This is a genomic window from Paraburkholderia sp. (assembly GCF_035948235.1).
Taxonomy (GTDB): Bacteria; Pseudomonadota; Gammaproteobacteria; order Burkholderiales; family Burkholderiaceae; genus Paraburkholderia.
In genome coordinates, this window is the sequence record NZ_DASZJJ010000310.1 from 21,719 (window position 1) to 41,160 (window position 19,442).

19 protein-coding genes are annotated in these 19,442 nt (G+C 63.9%); 4 read left to right on the top strand and 15 right to left on the bottom strand.

The genetic code is table 11. The features are described from left to right. The first annotated feature begins 17 nt into the window (after positions 1 to 17). Complete coding sequence (locus tag VG320_RS27670) at positions 18 to 488, top strand: NINE protein (protein WP_327203257.1); 471 nt, start codon at positions 18 to 20, stop codon at positions 486 to 488. 12 nt (positions 489 to 500) lie between these two features. Here VG320_RS27670 and VG320_RS27675 read toward each other — a convergent pair whose 3' ends face one another. Then, entirely contained in the window at positions 501 to 1,694 is a 1,194-nt protein-coding gene (locus VG320_RS27675) for a PA0069 family radical SAM protein (RefSeq protein ID WP_327203258.1), read from the bottom strand. A 95-nt stretch (positions 1,695 to 1,789) separates the two neighbouring features. Next, entirely contained in the window at positions 1,790 to 2,278 is a 489-nt protein-coding gene (locus tag VG320_RS27680; RefSeq protein ID WP_103707571.1) for an Lrp/AsnC ligand binding domain-containing protein, read from the bottom strand. Positions 2,279 to 2,458: 180 nt separating this feature from the next. Between VG320_RS27680 and VG320_RS27685 the strand changes: the two genes are divergently transcribed. Further along, positions 2,459 to 3,745, top strand: coding sequence for a D-amino acid dehydrogenase (locus tag VG320_RS27685; RefSeq protein ID WP_327203259.1), 1,287 nt, complete (start codon positions 2,459 to 2,461; stop codon positions 3,743 to 3,745). Between the two features lie 85 nt (positions 3,746 to 3,830). Here VG320_RS27685 and VG320_RS27690 read toward each other — a convergent pair whose 3' ends face one another. The 6 genes from VG320_RS27690 to VG320_RS27715 all read right to left on the bottom strand — a co-directional run bounded on the left by VG320_RS27690 (position 3,831) and on the right by VG320_RS27715 (position 10,282). Continuing rightward, positions 3,831 to 5,618, bottom strand: coding sequence for an acyl-CoA dehydrogenase (locus tag VG320_RS27690; RefSeq protein ID WP_327203260.1), 1,788 nt, complete (start codon positions 5,616 to 5,618; stop codon positions 3,831 to 3,833). A gap of 115 nt (positions 5,619 to 5,733) precedes the next feature. Then, positions 5,734 to 6,669 (bottom strand): electron transfer flavoprotein subunit alpha/FixB family protein, encoded by a 936-nt coding sequence (locus VG320_RS27695; protein WP_327203261.1) that lies wholly within the window; start codon positions 6,667 to 6,669, stop codon positions 5,734 to 5,736. Between the two features lie 15 nt (positions 6,670 to 6,684). Then, positions 6,685 to 7,434: an electron transfer flavoprotein subunit beta/FixA family protein gene (locus VG320_RS27700; RefSeq protein WP_027817369.1), complete on the bottom strand. Its 750-nt coding sequence runs from the start codon at positions 7,432 to 7,434 to the stop codon at positions 6,685 to 6,687. A gap of 269 nt (positions 7,435 to 7,703) precedes the next feature. Next, positions 7,704 to 8,501, bottom strand: a complete 798-nt coding sequence (locus VG320_RS27705) for a MetQ/NlpA family ABC transporter substrate-binding protein (RefSeq protein WP_327203262.1) — start codon at positions 8,499 to 8,501, stop codon at positions 7,704 to 7,706. 100 nt (positions 8,502 to 8,601) lie between these two features. Further along, entirely contained in the window at positions 8,602 to 9,255 is a 654-nt protein-coding gene (locus VG320_RS27710; protein WP_327203263.1) for a methionine ABC transporter permease, read from the bottom strand. Next, on the bottom strand, positions 9,245 to 10,282 hold the full coding sequence (locus tag VG320_RS27715; protein ID WP_327203264.1) for a methionine ABC transporter ATP-binding protein: 1,038 nt from the start codon (positions 10,280 to 10,282) through the stop codon (positions 9,245 to 9,247). The genes VG320_RS27710 and VG320_RS27715 overlap by 11 nt, the downstream gene beginning before the upstream one ends. Before the next feature lie 386 nt (positions 10,283 to 10,668). Here VG320_RS27715 and VG320_RS27720 point away from each other — a divergent pair, with 386 nt between their 5' ends. Then, entirely contained in the window at positions 10,669 to 11,502 is an 834-nt protein-coding gene (locus VG320_RS27720) for an alpha/beta hydrolase (RefSeq protein ID WP_327203276.1), read from the top strand. A 9-nt stretch (positions 11,503 to 11,511) separates the two neighbouring features. Here the strand turns inward: VG320_RS27720 and VG320_RS27725 are convergent, their stop codons facing one another. Beyond that, the gene (locus VG320_RS27725; protein WP_327203265.1) at positions 11,512 to 12,294 is read right to left on the bottom strand and encodes an enoyl-CoA hydratase; all 783 of its coding nucleotides are present in this window, start codon (positions 12,292 to 12,294) and stop codon (positions 11,512 to 11,514) included. A 22-nt stretch (positions 12,295 to 12,316) separates the two neighbouring features. Further along, positions 12,317 to 13,243 carry a histone deacetylase family protein gene (locus VG320_RS27730; RefSeq protein WP_327203266.1) on the bottom strand — a complete coding sequence of 309 codons (927 nt, stop codon included), beginning with the start codon at positions 13,241 to 13,243 and terminating at the stop codon, positions 12,317 to 12,319. A 273-nt stretch (positions 13,244 to 13,516) separates the two neighbouring features. On the opposite strand from VG320_RS27730, the gene mltB reads away from it, so the two are divergent. Beyond that, positions 13,517 to 14,833, top strand: coding sequence for a lytic murein transglycosylase B (mltB, locus tag VG320_RS27735; protein ID WP_327203267.1), 1,317 nt, complete (start codon positions 13,517 to 13,519; stop codon positions 14,831 to 14,833). Between the two features lie 93 nt (positions 14,834 to 14,926). On the opposite strand, the gene cysM is transcribed toward mltB, so the two are convergent. From cysM to VG320_RS27760, 5 genes are all read right to left on the bottom strand, one after another. Next, complete coding sequence (cysM, locus tag VG320_RS27740) at positions 14,927 to 15,829, bottom strand: cysteine synthase CysM (protein WP_327203268.1); 903 nt, start codon at positions 15,827 to 15,829, stop codon at positions 14,927 to 14,929. 252 nt (positions 15,830 to 16,081) lie between these two features. Further along, positions 16,082 to 16,450: a ComEA family DNA-binding protein gene (locus tag VG320_RS27745; RefSeq protein ID WP_327203269.1), complete on the bottom strand. Its 369-nt coding sequence runs from the start codon at positions 16,448 to 16,450 to the stop codon at positions 16,082 to 16,084. Between the two features lie 78 nt (positions 16,451 to 16,528). Next, positions 16,529 to 17,521, bottom strand: coding sequence for an ADP-glyceromanno-heptose 6-epimerase (gene rfaD / locus VG320_RS27750; RefSeq protein WP_327203270.1), 993 nt, complete (start codon positions 17,519 to 17,521; stop codon positions 16,529 to 16,531). A 104-nt stretch (positions 17,522 to 17,625) separates the two neighbouring features. Continuing rightward, positions 17,626 to 18,618, bottom strand: a complete 993-nt coding sequence (gene rfaE1 / locus VG320_RS27755) for a D-glycero-beta-D-manno-heptose-7-phosphate kinase (RefSeq protein ID WP_327203271.1) — start codon at positions 18,616 to 18,618, stop codon at positions 17,626 to 17,628. Then, the coding region (locus tag VG320_RS27760) for a UDP-glucose dehydrogenase family protein (protein WP_327203272.1) at positions 18,581 to 19,442 on the bottom strand (862 nt) is incomplete at its 5' end. The genes rfaE1 and VG320_RS27760, both read right to left, overlap by 38 nt.

Below are 19,442 nucleotides of genomic sequence, written 5' to 3' on the forward strand. Positions count from 1 at the left end.
GACCACTCCGCCAGCCCATGTCCAAGCAGAATAATCCCGCACGCTTTCGCAACAAGACCCTCACCGCCGCCCTCGCCTTTCTTCTCGGCAGCCTTGGCGCTCACCGCTTCTATCTGTATGGCCCGCGCGATGCGTGGGGCTGGGCCCACATCGCCGCTACGCTGCTCGGTATTCCGGGCGTGATGCTGCTCATTGCCACTGAACGTGCATCGATCGCCGGCTGGGTCCTTGCCGTGATCGGTGCGGTTTCGGTGCTGTCGGCGTTTCTGGCTGCGATCGTCTACGGCCTGCGCCCCGACGATAAATGGGACGCGCAGTTCAACGCCGCTTTCACGGGCACGCGCGTGAGCGGCTCGGGCTGGACCGTGATCTTCGTGGTGATCTTCTCTCTGCTGATCGGTGCCTTCCTGCTGATGACGGGACTCGCGCTGTCGTTCCAGACGTATTTCGAATCGCAGGTCGAAGCGGCCAAAGCGCTCTCGCAATAAAGCCGGGCCGTTCTAGAACAGATCGAGCTGCGGCTTGTCCCGCACGGTTTTCTCGCGCACGAACTCCGACATATCCAGAATGCCGTGGCGCCGCTCGTTAAGCCCGAGGCGCTTCACGGCCTGGTGAAAGCGCTGCTTGAGCAGGTCGGCCCATAGGCCCGTGCCCTTCATGCGCTGCGAGAACTCCGACTCGTAATCCTTGCCGCCGCGCATGTCGCGCACGCGGCTCATCACGCGCGCCGCACGCTGCGGGAAATGCGCCTCCAGCCAGCCCTGAAACAGCGGCGAAACCTCCCACGGCAAACGCAGCACGATATAGCTCGCGCTCGTCGCTCCGGCTTCGGCGCAGGCTTCGAGCACGCGTTCCATGTCCGGCTCGGTCACGAAGGGAATCACCGGCGCGATGCTCACGCCCACGGGAATGCCCGCCTGGGCGAGCGTGCGGATGGTGCGCAGACGCCGTGCGGGCGTGGCCGCGCGCGGCTCCAGCGTGCGCGCGATATCCGCGTCGAGTGTGGTGATGGTGATCGCGGCCATGAACTGGCGACGCTGCGCCATCGGCGCGAGCAGGTCGATGTCGCGCTCGATCAGCGACGACTTGGTGATGGCCGCGAACGGATGCTGACGCTGCGCCAGCACCTCGATCACGCGGCGCGTGAGACGCAGATCGCGCTCGATGGGCTGCCAGGCGTCCGTGTTCACGCCGAGCGCGATCGGCTCCGGCTCGTAGGACGGCTTTGAGAGTTCGCGCACAAGTAGTTCCGGCGCGTTGATCTTCGCGTACAGACGGCTTTCGAAATCGAGCCCTGGCGAGAGACCGAGATAGCTGTGCGTGGGCCTCGCGAAACAGTAAATGCAGCCGTGTTCGCAGCCGCGATACGGATTGAGCGAAACGTTGAACGGGATATCGGGCGACTGGTTGCGCGTGAGAATGCTCTTCGCGCGCTCCTCGAAAACCTGAGTGCGGAGGATGTCGGCTTGAGCCGCTTCATAGCCCTCGTCATGCGCCTCGCCTTCTTCCGATGGCGCCTGCTGCCAGCCATCGTCGAAGGCTTCGCGCTGATCGACTTCGTAGCGGCCCTGCAGGTTCGTGACCGCGCCGCGCCCCTTGCGCGGCGCAGGCGGGGCGACGGGATACCACGTTTCGGAGTCGGGCTCGCGCTCGCGTGCGGTTTCGCTCGCGCGCCTGGAGTGTGGGTCGTTCACGGCTCAATGCAAAAAAGCGTCTCGATACTGTACAAATATACAGTATCGAGACGCTTTGTCGAGCGCGAAAAACGGGGCCGCAGACTCTATCGCTGCTACTCGCCCACGGCGATCGTCAGCGATTCCTTGATCTCTTCCATCACCACATAGCTCTTCGACTGCACGGCACCCGGCAGTTGCAGCAGGATGTCGCCGAGCAGTTTGCGGTAGTCGGCCATCTCGCCAATGCGCGCCTTGATCAGATAATCGAAATCGCCCGAGACCAGATGGCATTCGAGCACTTCGGGAATCTTCTGCACCTCGCGGCGGAACTGGTCGAACATGTTGCCGCTCTTGTGGTCGAGCGTGATCTCCACGAACACCAGCAACGCCGCGCCCAGCACGTTGGGATTCACGCGCGCGTAGTAGCCGGTGATGACGCCATCGCGCTCCATGCGTTTGACCCGTTCGATGCAGGGCGTGACCGACAACCCCACCTGCTCTGCGAGGTCCTTCATGGCCATGCGGCCATCCTCCTGGAGCAGTTTCAGGATGCGGTGATCGAGCCGGTCGAGCGCACGGACCGGCTGACGCTGCGTTCTCATGTCTTTTTCCTGAAAATCTGAAAAATACGATAACAAAATCTAGACGTAGAACAATAGCATAGTCGATATCACTGGCTACCCCCGATTTTTCATGCCTTGTGCGCTGCACACGCCTCAAACAGGCGTATCCGGCCCGGCAAAACGGCGTAGCCCCAAACAAATCTAACTGGTGGAGCAGCTATGCGAGTCGTCGTGTTGGGCAGTGGTGTGGTCGGGGTGGCCAGCGCCTGGTATCTTGCCCGCGCGGGCCATGAAGTGACGGTGATCGACCGCGAGGCCGGCCCCGCTCTGGAAACCAGCTTTGCGAACGCCGGCCAGATCTCGCCGGGTTACGCCGCACCGTGGGCGGCGCCGGGCGTGCCGCTCAAGGCCATCAAGTGGATGTTCGAAAAGCACGCGCCGCTGGCCATTCGCCTCGACGGCACGAAATTCCAGTTGCAGTGGATGTGGCAAATGCTGCAGAACTGCACGACCGACCGCTACGCGCTCAACAAGGGCCGCATGGTGCGTCTGGCCGAATACAGCCGCGACTGCCTGCAGGCACTGCGCGCCGACACCGGCATCCAGTACGAAGGCCGCACCGGCGGCACGCTGCAGGTGTTCCGCACCCAGCAGCAATTCGACGGTGCGCAGAAGGACATCGCCGTCCTCAAGGACGCCAACGTCCCGTACGAACTGCTGAGCGCCGCCGAACTGCATCGCGCGGAACCGGCGCTCGCTGCCGTGTCGCACAAGCTCACGGGCGGCCTGCGTCTGCCGGGCGACGAAACCGGCGACTGCCAGCTCTTCACCACGCGCCTCGCCGCCATGGCGGCTGAACTGGGCGTCAAGTTCCGCTACAACACGCCGATCGACGGCCTCGTTGTACAAGGCGAGCGCATCGCGGGCGTGCAGTGCGGCGCTGAAGTCGTGCGCGCGGATTCCTACGTGGTCGCGCTCGGTTCGTTCTCGACGAAGATGCTCGCCGGTCTCGTGAAGATTCCGGTCTATCCGCTCAAGGGCTATTCGATCACCGCGCCGATCGTCAACACGGGCGCAGCGCCCGTTTCGACCGTGCTCGACGAAACCTACAAGATCGCGATTACGCGTTTCGACGACCGCATTCGCGTGGGCGGCATGGCCGAGATCGTCGGCTTCGACAAGACGCTCAAGCAGGCCCGCCGCGAAACGCTGGAAATGTGCGTGAACGACCTGTTCCCGGGCGGCGGCGACACGACCAAGGCCACCTTCTGGACCGGCCTGCGTCCGATGACGCCGGACGGCACGCCGGTGGTGGGCCGCACGCCGTTCTCGAACCTGTTCCTGAACACGGGCCACGGCACGCTGGGCTGGACCATGTCGTGCGGCTCGGGCCAGTTGCTCGCCGATCTCATCTCGGGCAAGAAACCCGCAATCAAGGCCGACGATCTTTCGGTCTATCGCTATCTCGGCGAAATCAAGGGCGAGCATCGTCCGGCTTACGCTTAAAGCACTCTTCTACCGGTTGTAGAAAAACGGCGGCCTGTTTAAATGGGCCGCCGTTTTGCGTTTACCACTCACCGCGCGGCTGGGATCAGAACTGATCCTCGTCCAGCGCAAGCACACCTTCCGAGCCATTCGCGCTGACGATCGCCGCTTCCAGCGCCACTGCCTGCGGCAGCACGTGTTCGGCGTAGCACTGCGCCGTCGCGATCTTCGCGCCGTGGAACTTCGGATCGTCCTGCATCAGACGCGCTGAGGCGAGCATCGCGCGCGCCATCTGCCAGCCGCCCAGCACGATGCCTGCGAGCAATAGATACGGCACGCTGCCCGCGAACACGGCGTTCGGATCGCGCTTCGCATTCGCCAGTACGAAGTCCACCGTCAAACCCAACGCCTGCTGGCCGAGCGCCAGGTGATTCGCCATCGACTTGAAGGCGGCGCCCTCGTGTTTGACCAGCTCCGTGACGGTCTGGCCGATTTCCTCGATCAGCGCCTTCACCACCGCGCCGCCGTCGCGCAGCGTCTTGCGGCCGATCAGGTCGTTGGCCTGGATCGCCGTGGTGCCCTCGTAGATCGCCAGAATGCGCGCGTCGCGATAGAACTGCGCAGCGCCGGTTTCCTCGATGAAACCCATGCCGCCGTGTACCTGCACGCCCAGGCTCGCGACGTCGATGGCCAGTTCCGTGCTCCAGCCCTTCACGATCGGCACGAGGTATTCGTAGCGGGCCTGATGGCGCGCGCGTCGCGCCTCGTCGGGATCGCGATGCGCGCGGTCGCTTTCTGCTGCCGCCACGTACGCGAGCGCGCGCGCGGCCTCGGTTTGCGCGCGCATGGTTGCGAGCATGCGGCGCACGTCCGGGTGATGAATGATCGTCACCGCCTGTTTCGCCGAGCCATCGACGGGCCGGCTCTGCACGCGCTCCTTCGCGTAGGCGAGTGCCTTCTGGTAAGCGCGGTCGGACACCGCCACGCCCTGCATGCCCACCGCGAAGCGCGCGGCGTTCATCATGATGAACATGTATTCGAGGCCGCGATTCTCTTCGCCGATCAATTCGCCAATCGCGCCGCCGTGGTCGCCGTACTGCAGCACCGCCGTCGGGCTCGCCTTGATGCCGAGCTTGTGCTCGATCGACACACACTGCACATCGTTGCGCGCGCCTGGCGTACCGTCCGCGTTGCTGAGGAACTTCGGCACGATAAAGAGCGAGATGCCCTTCACGCCTTCGGGCGCATTGGGTGTGCGCGCCAGCACGAGATGGACGATGTTCTCCGCCATATCGTGCTCGCCCCACGTGATGAAAATCTTGGTGCCGAACACCTTGTACGTACCGTCGGGCTGCGGCTCGGCGCGCGTGCGCACAGCGGCGAGATCGGAGCCTGCCTGCGGCTCGGTGAGATTCATCGTGCCGGTCCAGACGCCGGAGATGAGCCTGGGCACGAAGCGCTGTTTCTGCTCCTCGCTGCCTGCGGTAAGGAGCGCCTCGATCGCGCCGTCGGTCAGCAGCGGACACAGCGCAAACGACAGGTTGGCCGCGTTGAGCATTTCCACGACCGGCGTGCCGACCAGTTTGGGCAAACCCTGTCCTTCGTATTCCTGAGGATGTTGCACGCCCTGCCAGCCACCGGCGACGTACTGGCTGAACGCCTCACCGAAACCCGGCGTCGCGTGCACCGTGCCGTTGTCCCAGCGGCTGGGGTTACGGTCGCCTTCGGCGTTCAGCGGCGCCAGCACTTCGCCGCAGAACTTCGCGGCCTCGTGCAGCACGGCTTCGACCGTTTCAGGCGTGGCGTCCTCGCCGCCGGGCAGCGCGGCAATTTCGTCGAGTCCCGCGAGTTCCTTCATTACGAACAGCATGTCCTTGATTGGCGCGTCGTACATGTCAGTCCTCCCTGTCTCCGATAATGAAAAAGGGGCGCACGAGGCGCCCCTTTTCTGTGTCAGACGTCATGTGGTGACAAGCGTCTGTTTGCTTCTTTCACGCGACGTTCGCGGTTCAGCCGAGCTCTTTGACGAGTTCCGGCACGACCGTGAACAGATCGCCGACGAGGCCATAATCGGCCACGCTGAAGATCGGCGCTTCTTCGTCCTTGTTGATCGCGACGATGACCTTCGAGTCCTTCATGCCGGCCAGATGCTGGATCGCACCCGAGATGCCCACTGCCACATACAGTTGCGGCGCGACGATCTTGCCGGTCTGGCCGACCTGATAGTCGTTCGGCACGTAGCCCGCATCCACTGCTGCGCGCGATGCGCCCAGAGCGGCGTTGAGCTTGTCAGCGAGCGGTTCGAGCACTTGCGTGTAGTTCTCGCCGCTGCCCAGACCACGGCCACCCGAGACGATGATCTTCGCGCTCGTGAGTTCCGGACGGTCGAGCTTCGTGACTTCGCGGCCAACGAACGCCGTCTTGCCGTTGTCGGCTGCGGCTTCGAGCTTTTCGACCGCTGCGTTGCCGCCTTCTGCTGCAACAGCGTCGAATGCCGTGGTACGAACCGTGATGACCTTGACCGGATCCGCCGATTGCACCGTGGCAATGGCGTTGCCTGCATAGATCGGACGCTCGAACGTATCCGGCGAATCGACTGCCGTGATATCGCTGATCTGCGCGACGTCCAGCTTCGCGGCGATACGCGGCGTGACGTTCTTGCCCGCTGCCGTTGCCGGCGCGAGGATGTGCGAGTAGTTCTTCGCAATCGCCAGAACCGTCGCTTCGACGTTCTCAGCCAGACCTTGCGCGAGTTGCGGCGCGTCGGCGAGCAGCACCTTTGCAACGCCTGCGATCTTCGCCGCTGCGTCGGCCGCTGCTTGCGCGTTGTGACCTGCGACCAGCACGTGCACGTCGCCGCCAATCTTCTGCGCCGCTGCAACCGTGTTCAGCGTCGCTGCCTTGATCGATGCGTTGTCGTGTTCAGCAATAACCAGATTCGTCATTTTCTTCTCGCTCCCTTACAGCACCTTGGCTTCGGTCTTCAGCTTCTCGACCAGCGTCTTCACGTCGGCGACCTTCACGCCTGCGCTGCGCTTGGGCGGCTCGGCGACCTTGAGGGTCTTCAGACGCGGCGTGACGTCCACACCGAGGTCTTCGGGCTTGATCGTTTCCAGCGGCTTCTTCTTCGCCTTCATGATGTTCGGCAGCGTGACGTAGCGCGGCTCGTTCAGGCGCAGGTCCGTCGTAACGACTGCGGGCAGCGTCAGCGAGAGCGTTTCCGCGCCGCCGTCGACTTCACGCGCAACCGTCGCCTTGCCGTCGGCAACCGTGATCTTCGAAGCGAAGGTGGCTTGCGGCAGGTCGGCCAGCGCAGCCAGCATCTGGCCGGTCTGATTCGAATCGTCGTCGATCGCCTGCTTGCCCAGGATGACGAGCTGCGGCTGTTCCTTGTCGACCAGCGCCTTGAGCAGCTTGGCGACAGCCAGCGGCTGGAGGTCTTCGTTCGACTCGATCAGGATCGCGCGGTCCGCGCCGATCGCCAGCGCCGTGCGCAGCGTTTCCTGCGCCTGCGCCACACCGGCGGAAACAGCGATCACTTCCGTCGCCACACCCGCTTCCTTCAGACGCACCGCTTCTTCAACAGCGATTTCGTCGAACGGGTTCATCGACATTTTCACGTTTGCGATGTCGACGCCCGTGCCATCCGACTTCACACGAACCTTCACGTTGTAATCGACTACGCGCTTGACTGGCACAAGGACTTTCATTCACATGCTCCGAAGTTACGAATACGTCAACCTGGCGGACATTATAGCGATAGCGTTCCCGCGCGCATCCGCCGCCAGCATTTTTCCCGCACGACCCGCTTTGATACCGCAGCCGCCCCTGTTTCGGGGTCGGATTGCGTGGTTAGCTACATTGTCGCCAGTAGCGAACGGTCGTGCGATTTTATGTCGGAAAAAACCCGGGCTCAAGCCCGGGCTCCGACTGAATTCTCTATCTAATTCGCGTCGCGATTGGACTTGCCTTATCAGCATTACCAAGAGGCGATCACCGCGCCGCCAAATTTCTGCTCGATGTACTGCTTGACCTCCGGCGACCGGTACGCCGCCGCCAGCTTCGCCGCCCACGGTTTGTTGCGGTCTTCGGCGCGGATCGCGAGGATATTCACGTACGGCCCATGCGGATCTTCGATCGCAATCGCATCTTCGCGGGGTTTCAGGCCCGCCTGCATCGCGAAGTTCGTGTTGATCGCGGCGACGTCCACATCGTCGAGCGAACGCGGAATCTGCGCCGCGTCCAGTTCGATGATCTTCAGCTTCCTGGGGTTATCCACGATGTCGATCGGCGTGGCCTTGAGACCCGCATCGGCGCGCAGCTTGATGAGCCCCTGTTTTTGCAGAAGCAGCAAGGCTCGCCCGCCATTGGTCGGATCGTTAGGAACCGCAATGCGCGCGCCCGGCTTCAGATCCGCGAGCGACTTGATCTTCTTCGAGTAGATGCCCATCGGGAAGGTGACCGTGTCCGCCAGCTTCACCAGCTTGTAGCCACGATCCTTCACCTGTGCATCCAGATACGGCTCGTGCTGATAGCTGTTGGCGTCCAGATCGCCGCCCGCCAGCGCCGCGTTCGGCTGCACGTAGTCCGAGAACTCGACGATCTTGATGTCGAGGCCGTTCTTCGCCGCGACCCGCTTCACCACTTCCATCACCTGCTCGTGCGGGCCGCCCGTCACACCCACCTTGATGGTTTCGGCGGCATGCGCGAACAGCGGCGCGGCGAGTGCCGCAGCGCCGAGCGCCGCAGCCATCCGGATCACAAAACGACGTTGCATAAGCCTAACCTTTGTCTCTGTAGTGTTTATCTATAGCGAAAAAACGTACGGCCAGCCTCGTCGGTTTGGACGATCGCCTTATTTGTGGCTCATTTGTGACTCATTTGTGGCTCAAGCGCCGCACCAGCCAGTCGCCGAACGACTGCACGATCTGCACGAACACGATCAGCACCACCACCACCAGCAGCATGACTTCAGGCTCGAAGCGCTGATAGCCGTAGCGGATGCCCAGATCCCCCAGACCGCCACCGCCGATCGCACCGGCCATCGCCGAATAGCCGACCAGCGAGATGAAAGTGATCGTGAGACCCGCCACCACGCCCGGCAGCGATTCCGGCAGCAGCACCTTGAATACGATCTGGCTGGTGGTCGCACCCATCGACTGGGCGGCTTCGATCAGGCCGCGGTCGACTTCACGCAGCGCCGTTTCCACCAGACGCGCGATGAACGGCGCGGCGGAAATCGTCAGCGGCACGATAGCGGCCGCCGTGCCGATCGACGAGCCGACCACGATGCGCGTGAACGGAATCACGGCCACCAGCAGGATGATGAAGGGCGTCGAGCGCACGGCATTGACGACCACGCCCATGGCGCGATTGACGCCCACGTTCTGCAGCACGCCGTTGCGGTCTGTCAGATAGAGCAGCACGCCGAGCGGCAAGCCGACCGCCGCGCCAACCAGTCCGGAGATGCCCACCATGATGAGCGTCTCCCAGAACGACTGGACGAACATATCGAACATTTCACTCCACATGGGACAGCTCCTCCACCACCACACCCTGCTCGCGCAGCCACGTCATGGCCTGCGCCACCTTCACCGGATCGCCGCCCGCGAGCACCGCGAGCGAGCCGAACGCCTGCCCCTGGATCTCGTCGATCTGGCCGTGCAGGATGTTGAAATCGAGTTCGAAGCGACGGATCGTTTCCGACAGCACCGGCTGATCGACGCCCGAGCCCTTGAAGGCCAGACGCAGCAGATGGGCGTTGCCCTTGGCCAGACGCTCGACCACGCGCGCCTTGAGCGTGGGCGGCAGTTCCTGGGCGATCACGTCGCCGAGCAGCGCGCGCGTGACTTCGTGATGCGGCTGCAGGAACACGTCGAGCACCGGGCCGCTTTCCACCACTCGGCCCGCGTCGAGCACGGCCACGCGGTCGCAGACCTGTTTGATCACTTCCATCTGGTGCGTGATCATCACGATGGTCAGGTTCAGCTCGCGGTTGATCTTGCGCAGCAGATCGAGAATCGCACGCGTGGTTTCAGGGTCGAGCGCCGAAGTCGCCTCGTCCGAGAGCAGCACCTTCGGCTTGCTGGCGAGCGCGCGCGCAATGCCCACGCGCTGCTTCTGCCCGCCGCTGATCTGCGACGGATAGCGATCCTTCTGCGCCGTCAGGCCGACGAGATCGAGCAGCGGCAGCACCGCCTCGTCGATCTGCGCGCGCTTCATGCCCGCGAGTTCGAGCGGCAGCGCCACGTTGTCGTAGACCGTGCGCGACGACAGCAGGTTGAAGTGCTGAAAGATCATGCCGATCTCGCGACGCGCTTCGCGCAGCTCTGCGCTGGAGAGCAACGTGAGCCAACGCCCGTTGACGACGATGTCGCCTTCGGTGGGTCGCGTGAGCAGATTGAGGGTGCGCACGAGCGTACTCTTGCCCGCGCCGCTGCGGCCGATGATGCCGAACACCTCGCCCTGCGGAATCGTCAGATTGACGTTGTGCAACGCCTCGACCCAGCCACCTTGCGGGCCGGCGAAGCGTTGGAACACATTTCGAATTTCGATCATGAAAAAAACGAAACGGCGGGGTGTGCCGCGCGCCGCTGGAATCTTGCCGCGATCTTTCAACCGCACAAGCCGCGTCGCGCCGGCAGACTGCCGCCGTTTGCTGGACTGGAATCAACTCGGCATTTTACCCTGGCTCGCAAAATTCCTTTTAATAATCAATTCCGATACTTTCATAACTCCTGCTCATTAGAGGGAACGTGCGGTGAAATGCGGCTGTGCGTGCGGCGAAACGGCGCTACCCTGCCCCGACTGCCCGATCCCGTTTCAAACAATAACGACACCATCAAGGAAAAGAGGCGCATATGGAGACAAACCAGGCGGCTGCCGTGCCGAACCGGGTTGCAGACACCACGCAAAACGGCTACGGCGCAGCCGAGACCGTCACGCTGCGCGCCCGCGACGGCGCCGAACTGCCGCTCTACGTCTGGCGCACCCACACCACGCCGGCGCGCGCCGCTATCGCGCTGATTCACGGCCTTGCCGAACACGCCGGCCGCTATACCGCACTGGCAGCGCGGCTGAACGCCGCAGGCATCGACGTCTATGCGATCGATCTGCGCGGCCACGGCCGTGCGAGCGGGCGGCGCGCCACCATCCGGCGCTTCGACGACTATCTCGACGACACGGAGGCGCTCGTCGCGCATGCCGCTGCGCAAACCGCGAAGCGCCACACACCGCTCTTTCTGATGGGCCACAGCATGGGCGGCGCGATCGCCGCGCTCTACGCCATCGAGCGCGCGCCGCGCGCGGGTGTGAAATTCGCGGGCCTGCTGCTGTCGAGCGCCGCGCTCGCACCCGGCCGTGATGTGCCGCAGTGGATGATTTCCGCAAGCCGCGTAATGAGCGCGATCTGGCCGAGCTTCCCGGCGATGAAAATCGACGCCGCGCTGCTGGCGCGCGATGTCGCCGTGGTCGAGGCCAATCGCGCCGATCCGCTCGTGCACCACGGTGCGATTCCCGCGCGTACCGGCGCGGAATTGCTCGAAGCGATGAAACGCATCGAGGCGGGCCGCGCGCAATTGCGCCTGCCGGTGCTCGTCTGGCACGGCACCGAGGACAAGCTCACGGAACCGGAAGGCAGCCGCGCGTTCGGCGCGCGGGTGGGTTCGCCCGACCGCACGCTTACGCTCTATGAAGGCAGCTTGCACGAGACGCTCAACGATCTGGATCGCGAGCGGGTGATTACGGCGTTGCTCGACTGGATCGACAAACGCTGCTGAAGCACAGGGCTATTTCGATCCGCGCTTGTCGATAAAAGCCTGCACGCCATCGAGTGCAGGCTCCGTCATCATGTTGCACGCCATGGTCTGCCCGGCGAGCTGATAGGCGGCCTCGATACCCATTTCGAGTTGGCGGTAGAAGAGCCCCTTGCCCGCTTCCACCGCCTCGCGCGGCTTCGCACAAATGCTCGCGGCCAGCGCCGACACAGCGTGATCCAGTTCCTCCGCGGGCACGACGCGATTCACGAGCCCTTCGCGCTGCGCCGTCATGGCGTCGATAAAGTCGCCCGTCATCAGCATCTCGAAGGCGGCCTTGCGCGACACGTTGCGCGTGAGCGGCACCGCGGGCGTCGAGCAGAACAGCCCGAGGTTGATGCCCGACACCGCGAAGCGCGCACTGTCGGCGGCCACGGCGAGATCGCACATCGCCACGAGCTGGCAGCCCGCCGCCGTTGCCACGCCCTGCACGCGCGCAATCACGGGCTGCGGCAGCTTCTGGATCGCCAGCATCATCTTCGAGCAGCGCGCAAACAGCGCCTTGTAATAGTCGAGCGAGGGCTCGGCGCGCATCTCCTTGAGATCGTGGCCCGCGCAGAACGCGCGCCCCGCCGCCGCGATCACGACCACGCGCGCGTCCGATTTCGCGATATCGGCGAGTTGTGCCTGCAACGCGTCGATCAGCGCCTCGGATAGCGCGTTGAACGCATCGGGCCGGTTCAGGGTGAGACGTACAACGCCCGCTACGCCATAGGCGTCGTGCGTCACGTCGACCAGCGAAGAAGCGGGATTCATGACGCCGTGCTCCCTTTGAAAATCAGATGCCGGCCAGCGCGCGCAGATGCGCCACCACGCTGCGCCCGAGCGCCGATAGGTTATAGCCGCCCTCGAGACAACTCACGATGCGCCCTTTTGCATAGCGTTTGGCGATATCGACGATCTGCTCGGTGATCCACGCGTAGTCGTCCTCGACAAGCCCCATGTTGCCGAGATCGTCCTCGCGATGCGCATCGAAACCCGCCGAGACGAACACCATTTCGGGCTTGAATTCGTGCAGGCGCGGCAGCCACAGAATGTCGATGGCCTCGCGCACTTCCATGCCTTTGGTGCGCGCCGCCATTGGCACGTTAACCATGTTCGGCGCCTGATTGTCGGCGCCCGAGAACGGGTAGAACGGATGCTGGAACAGACTGCACATGAGCACGCGCGAATCGCCCGCGAAGGCGGCTTCCGTGCCGTTTCCATGATGTACGTCAAAGTCGATCACGGCGACGCGCGACAGTCCATGCACATCGAGCGCATGACGCGCCGCGACGGCCACGTTGTTGAAGAAGCAGAAGCCCATCGCGCGCGCGGGTTCGGCGTGATGGCCGGGCGGGCGCACGCTGCAGAAGGCGTTTTCGAAGCGGCCCGCGATCACGGCGTCAGTGGCAGCGACGGCTGCGCCCGCCGCGCGCAAGGCGGCCTGCCAGGTGTGCGGGTTCATCGAGGTATCGGGATCGATCGCGGCGTAGCCTTCCTGCGGCGCAAGCTGGCGCAGGTAGTCGACATGCGCCTGGGTGTGCACCCGCAGTAACGCTGCTTCGTCCACAAGAGGCGCGCTGTCGTCGCGTTCGATCAGCGAGTCGATGCGGCTGGCGATGAGCTGGTCTTCGATTGCCTGCAGGCGCGCCGGACATTCGGGATGCCATTCGCCCATTTCATGCAGCAGACAGTCGGGGTGCGTGAAAAATCCGGTCGTCATGTGTCGTACTGGCCGCGCGGCGCAACGATGCGCAACACGGGTCTCCATCAGGTCTTTCGTCGGGTGCTGCGCAGGGATTCGCAACAGTCGCGCGGGCCGCGGTCGAGCGCGGTCCAGCGTCACGTTACCACACGGCTACTGCATCGATTGCGCCAGCCGGCGCGGGATGCAAACGCCGCGTGTCTGCCGCACGCCCATCAGGGCTAGTGCTCGCGAAGTGCTCGGGTATACTGCCCCGGATCATCTCCTCCCGTTCAGACCCGCTCGCCTCCCATGACGCACAAGTCCGCGCAAAAGTCCGCTCCGTTTGTTTCCGGCCACCCGCGCATCCCGTCTTTCGCCCTCGCGCTCTGCACTGCTGCGGCGCTGTGGACCGGCGCCGCGCACGCGCAATCCGCGGGCGCGTCCGTCACGAAGCGCAAGCCCGTGACGCTCGCCCAGGCGCAGCCGCAATCCGCCTCGCAAGGCCAGACGTTCGAAGAGGAGATCGTTCCGCAACGCTACGCGAACAACCCGAATGTCGATGCCTTTATCAACGACATGGTGGCGCGCTACGACTTCAACGCCGATGCACTGCACGCGCTGTTTTCGAGCGCGAGCTATTCGGCCACGGCGGTGAAGCTGGTCACACCTTCGCCCACGCCGGGCGCGAAAAACTGGCGCGCGTATCAGTCGCGCTTTCTCGACACCGTGCGTATCAACGCGGGCGTGAAGTTCTGGCGCGCGAACCAGGCGACGCTGCAACGCGCCTCCGATCAGTTCGGCGTGCCGCCCGAAGTGATCGTCGGCATCATCGGCGTGGAAACGATCTACGGCCGCTATATGGGCAACTTCCGCGTGCTCGACGCGCTTACGACGCTCGCGTTCGATTATCCGGATACGCCCAATCGCGCCGACCGCATGGCGACGTTCCGCAAGAACCTCGAAGACTACCTGGTGTGGACGCGCGGTTCGCAGATCGATCCGTCGACGGTGCTGGGTTCGTACACGGGCGCGATCGGTATCCCCCAGTTCCTGCCGAGCAGCATCGTGCAGTACGCCGTCGACTACGAAGGCGATCACCATATCGATCTGCGTGCGAGCACGGCCGATGCGATCGGCAGCGTCGCGAACTATCTGAAGCAGAACGGCTGGGAAACGGGCCGCCCCGTGGTGTGGAAGATTGCCAACGATCCGGGCAGCCAGGGCATCGCGCAGGCCGCCGCCGACGGCAAACCGGATCCGCGCTGGCCGCTTGTGCAACTGCTGCGCTCGGGCCTCGTGCTCAATGAGCCGAATGTGGACATCGCCGCCGAAGGGGGCACGCCGGTCACGGTAATCGACCTGCCGACGCCCGGACGCCCGACCGAATACATGCTGGGCCTGAAGAACTTCTACGTGCTCACGCGCTATAACCGCAGCTTCTTCTACGCGCTGTCGGTGTATCAGCTAGGCATGCGCGTGAAGGCGCAAATGCTGGCAACGCAGTCGGGAGCGAGTACCGGCACGGATTCGGGCGCCGACTCGGACGATGGCGTAAGCGCAGGGCCGTCAAACGGTACGACGACGCTGACACCGCAACAATTGCAGCGCTTGAAGCAAGGGCAATAAGGCGTAACCGGTCTTCGCGCCATAAAAAAGGGCGGTCTGTCTTCACGACAGACCGCCCTTTTGCATTCGAGCGAGCCGGCTTAACGGCGACGCTTACGCCGGGAACACGCCCGTCGACAGATAACGGTCGCCGCGATCGCAGACGATGAACACGATCGTCGCGTTTTCGAGCTGACGCGCAAGACGCATCGCCACTTCACACGCGCCGCCCGACGAAATCCCCGCGAAGATGCCTTCGACGGAGGCCAGACGTCGTGCCATCGCTTCGGCGGCGGCCTGGCTCACATTCTCGACGCGATCCACGCGGCTGCGATCGAAGATCTTCGGCAGATAGGCTTCGGGCCACTTGCGGATACCCGGAATGCGCGAGCCCTCTTCCGGCTGCGCACCGACGATCTCGATGGCCGGGTTCTGCTCTTTCAGATACTGCGACGTGCCCATGATCGTGCCCGTCGTCCCCATCGACGACACAAAGTGCGTGATGCGGCCTTCGGTTTCGCGCCAGAGTTCGGGGCCGGTGCCTTCGTAATGCGCAAGCGGATTGTCGGGATTGGCGAACTGGTCGAGGATGATGCCCTTGCCGTCGCGCTGCATCTGTTCAGCGAGATCGCGCGCGTATTCCATGCCGCCCTTCACGGGCGTGAGCATGATTTCGGCGCCGTAGGCGGCCATGCTCTGGCGGCGTTCGACCGACAGGTCTTCCGGCATGATGAGGATCATCTTGTAGCCGCGAATCGCCGCTGCCATCGCCAGCGCAATGCCGGTGTTGCCACTGGTGGCTTCGATCAGCGTGTCGCCCGGCTTGATGCGGCCGCGCTGCTCCGCCTTACGGATCATCGAGAGCGCCGGGCGGTCCTTGACCGAACCTGCCGGGTTATTGCCTTCCAGCTTGGCCAGCACGATGTTGTTGCGGGCGCGGATGTCGTCGTCGGGCAAACGGACGAGTTGCACGAGCGGCGTATTGCCGATCGTGTCTTCAATAGTCTTGTATGGCATAGGGGATGGCAGTCAGGCGCGATTACGTGATCTTTCGATTCTAAACCACGCGGCCTGTCAGCGCTGGGGCGCTCCGGCTGGCCATGGTGGCAGAAGGGTCGAGTCTGCAGGCAAAACAGACGCAAAAAGCCCGCGGCCTGGACCGCGGGTTCAACTTCGCCTGAACGGTGGTTGAGCGGCACCGTGGCGACACCTGAAGGAGACTGCCGCCGCGCCACGCGAGGCACGCAGCGCGGCTTTCAAGCGCAAACGCTACTTCTTGACCGCGACCGTAGTGCTACCGGTGTTAGCGCCAGCCACCGCGCCCTTCGCGCCGGTTGCAGCATTGGCCGTCTGCGTTGCGGCACCGGGCTTGCCGTTAGCGGGGCCAACCGACAATCCTTCGGCCTGCAGACGTTCGACGGTATGGCCGCCCAGTCCCTTCACGCGCTTGCTGAGATCGGCAGCGTCCTTGAACGGACCATGTGCGCCGCGCTCGTCGAGAATAGCCTTGGCGCGCGCGGGCCCAATGCCCTTGATGCCGCGCAGCGCGTCCACATTGGCCGTGTTCACGTCCACGGCACCAAATGCCTGGCCGAAGGCGGCGAGCAGCGCCACCAGTGCGAGAATTTTCCTGATCATGCTGGATCTCCGTTGTGAGCCAACACCGGCGACCATCGCCGGCGAGGAGAGTCCAGTTTAGGGAGAGACCGCTTGCGCTTACACCTGGCCAGATAGCCAACGTACGTAACGATCGACGCCTTCCTGAACCGTCAGGAACGGCGCGTCGTAACCCGCTGCGCGCAGCTTCGTGAGATCGGCCTGCGTGAAGCACTGGTACTTGCCGCGCAGCGCGTCCGGAAACGCGATGTACTCGATCAGACCTTCCTTGACCTGCTCTTCGAGCGTGAGCGCAGGCTTGCCGTCCATCGCGCGCAGCGTGTTGACCACGCTCGTGGCGATATCGTTGAACGGCTGCGCACGGCCGCTGCCCAGATTGAAGATGCCGCTCTTCTCCGGATGATCGAAGAAGAACAGGTTGACCTTCACCACGTCTTCCACGGAAACAAAGTCGCGCGTCTGCTCGCCCGGCGCGTAGCCGTTGTACTCGCCGAACAGCTTCACGCGGCCTTCTGCGCGGAACTGGTTGAAGTTGTGGAACGCCACCGACGCCATGCGCGCCTTGTGCGTCTCGCGCTGGCCATACACGTTGAAATAGCGGAAGCCCGCGATCTGGCTTTGCGCCTTGGGCAGCACGCGGCGGATCACCTGGTCGAACAGGAACTTCGAATAGCCGTAGACATTCAGCGGCGCTTCCACTTCGCGATCCTCGACAAAGCGCGTCGAGCCGCCATAAATTGCCGCCGACGACGCATAGAGGAACTGCGCACTCTGCGCCAGGCATGCGTCCAGCACCGCGCGGCTAAAGCGGAAGTTGTTCTCCATCATGTAGCGGCCGTCGGTTTCCATCGTGTCCGAACAGGCGCCTTCGTGGAACACCGCGCGCACCTTGCCGAAGTCGCCGCGCGTGAAGCGCTCGACGAATTCGGTCTTGTCGAGGTAGTCGTCGATTTCGCAATCGACCAGATTCTTGAACTTGTCGGCGCGCGTGAGATTGTCGACGGCGATGATGCGGTCTTCGCCACGTTCGTTCAGCGCCTTGACGATGTTGCTGCCGATGAAGCCGGCCGCGCCGGTCACAATGATGGTCATGGTATTTCTGCGTTGATGAAGTTCACGCGAGGCCGGGAGAACTCTCCAGAAATCCCGGCCTTCGGCTGCCCAAAGCGGTGCGATGGGCAGCTACGCGTGCAACGTCATTGAAAGAGTTCGTCGTAATCGACGGTGGCGGTGCCGAGCTTGCCGACCACGATGCCCGCCGCACGATTGGCGAGCGCAACGCCTTCCTGCAGTGAAAGGCCCGCGCCCAGCGCGACTGCAACGGTTGCAATCACCGTGTCGCCGGCGCCCGAGACATCATACACTTCGCGCGCAACCGTCGGCGTGTGCAGCACGCCGTCCGCGGAAAAGAGCGTCATACCCTCTTCCGAACGGGTGAGCAGCAGCGCGTCGAACTGCAGTTCCGTACGCAACTTCGTCACGCGTGCGAACAGATCTTCTTCCGACTTCCAGGTGCCCACCACTTCGCGCAACTCCGCGCGATTCGGCGTGATGACGCTCGCGCCGCGATAGCGCTCCCAGTCGTCGCCCTTCGGATCGACCAGCACCGCCTTACCGGCCGCGCGCGCCTTCGAAATCATCTGCGTAACGTGCGTAAGGCCGCCCTTCGCGTAATCCGACATGAGGATCACGTCGTGCGTGGGCAACAGCGCGTCGAAGCGCGCCAGGCCCGCGAGCAGCGCCTCGTGCGCCGGCGTGTTCTCGAAGTCCACGCGCAGCAGTTGTTGCTGGCGCGACAGCACGCGAAGTTTGATGGTGGTCGGCAGCGCGGGGTCGCGTTCGAGATGCGCGTGCACATGGCTTTCGCCGAGCAGCGCGACGATACGCTCGCCCGGCTCGTCATGGCCCACCACGCACAGCAGCCCTGCCTGCGCACCGAGCGCCGCCGCGTTGCGCGCGACGTTGGCCGCGCCGCCCAGGCGATCTTCCTGGCGCTGCACGTGCACGACCGGCACCGGCGCTTCCGGCGAGATGCGGTTGACGTCGCCGAACCAGTAACGGTCGAGCATCACGTCGCCCACCACCAGCACGCGCGATTTGCCGAACTGCTCGCGCGGCACCACCTGGACGTCGGGCGCGAGGGCCGCGTGGTCAGGCTGCTGGGGTTGCGTCGCTTGCGTGTTTGACATGGGGCCGCCCAATCGAGTGATAGTCAAAGCCGTGCTCCGCCATCGCGTCCGGCTCGTAGAGATTGCGTCCGTCGAAGATGCGCGGCGCTTTGAGTTCCGCCTTGAGCGCTTCGAAATCGGGCGCCTTGAAGGCCGTCCATTCGGTCACGATCACGAGCGCGTCGGCACCCGTGAGCGTGTCGTCCTGGCTGGGCGCGAAAGTGATGCGCGCGAGCAACTCGGGCGACTGCGCGAAGTCGAGCGCGAACACGCGGCGCGCTTCTTCGGTGGCGACCGGGTCGTAGGCCGACACCGTCGCGCCGCGCGACACCAATTCGGCGATCAGGCGGCGGCTCGGCGCCTCGCGCATGTCGTCGGTATTCGGCTTGAACGCGAGACCCCAGACCGCGAAGTGACGCCCGCGCAGATCCTCGCCCAGCGACTTGACGATCTTGCCCACCAGCACGTCCTTCTGGGCGTGATTGACGTCCTCGACGGCTTCCAGGATGCGCAGGTTCTGGCCCGATTCCGCAGCGGTGCGGATGAGCGCCTGCACGTCCTTCGGGAAGCACGAGCCGCCGTAACCGCAGCCCGCGTACAGGAAGTGATAGCCGATGCGCGGATCGGAGCCGATGCCGCGGCGCACGGATTCGATATCCGCGCCCACGCGGTCGGCCAGATTCGCCATCTCGTTCATGAACGAGATGCGCGTGGCCAGCATCGCGTTGGCCGCGTACTTGGTCAGCTCGGCCGAGCGCGGATCCATGAAGAGGATCGGGTTCTCGGTGCGGACGAAAGGTCCGTAGAGCTCCGCCATGATCTTGCGCGCTTTCTCCGAGCGCGTG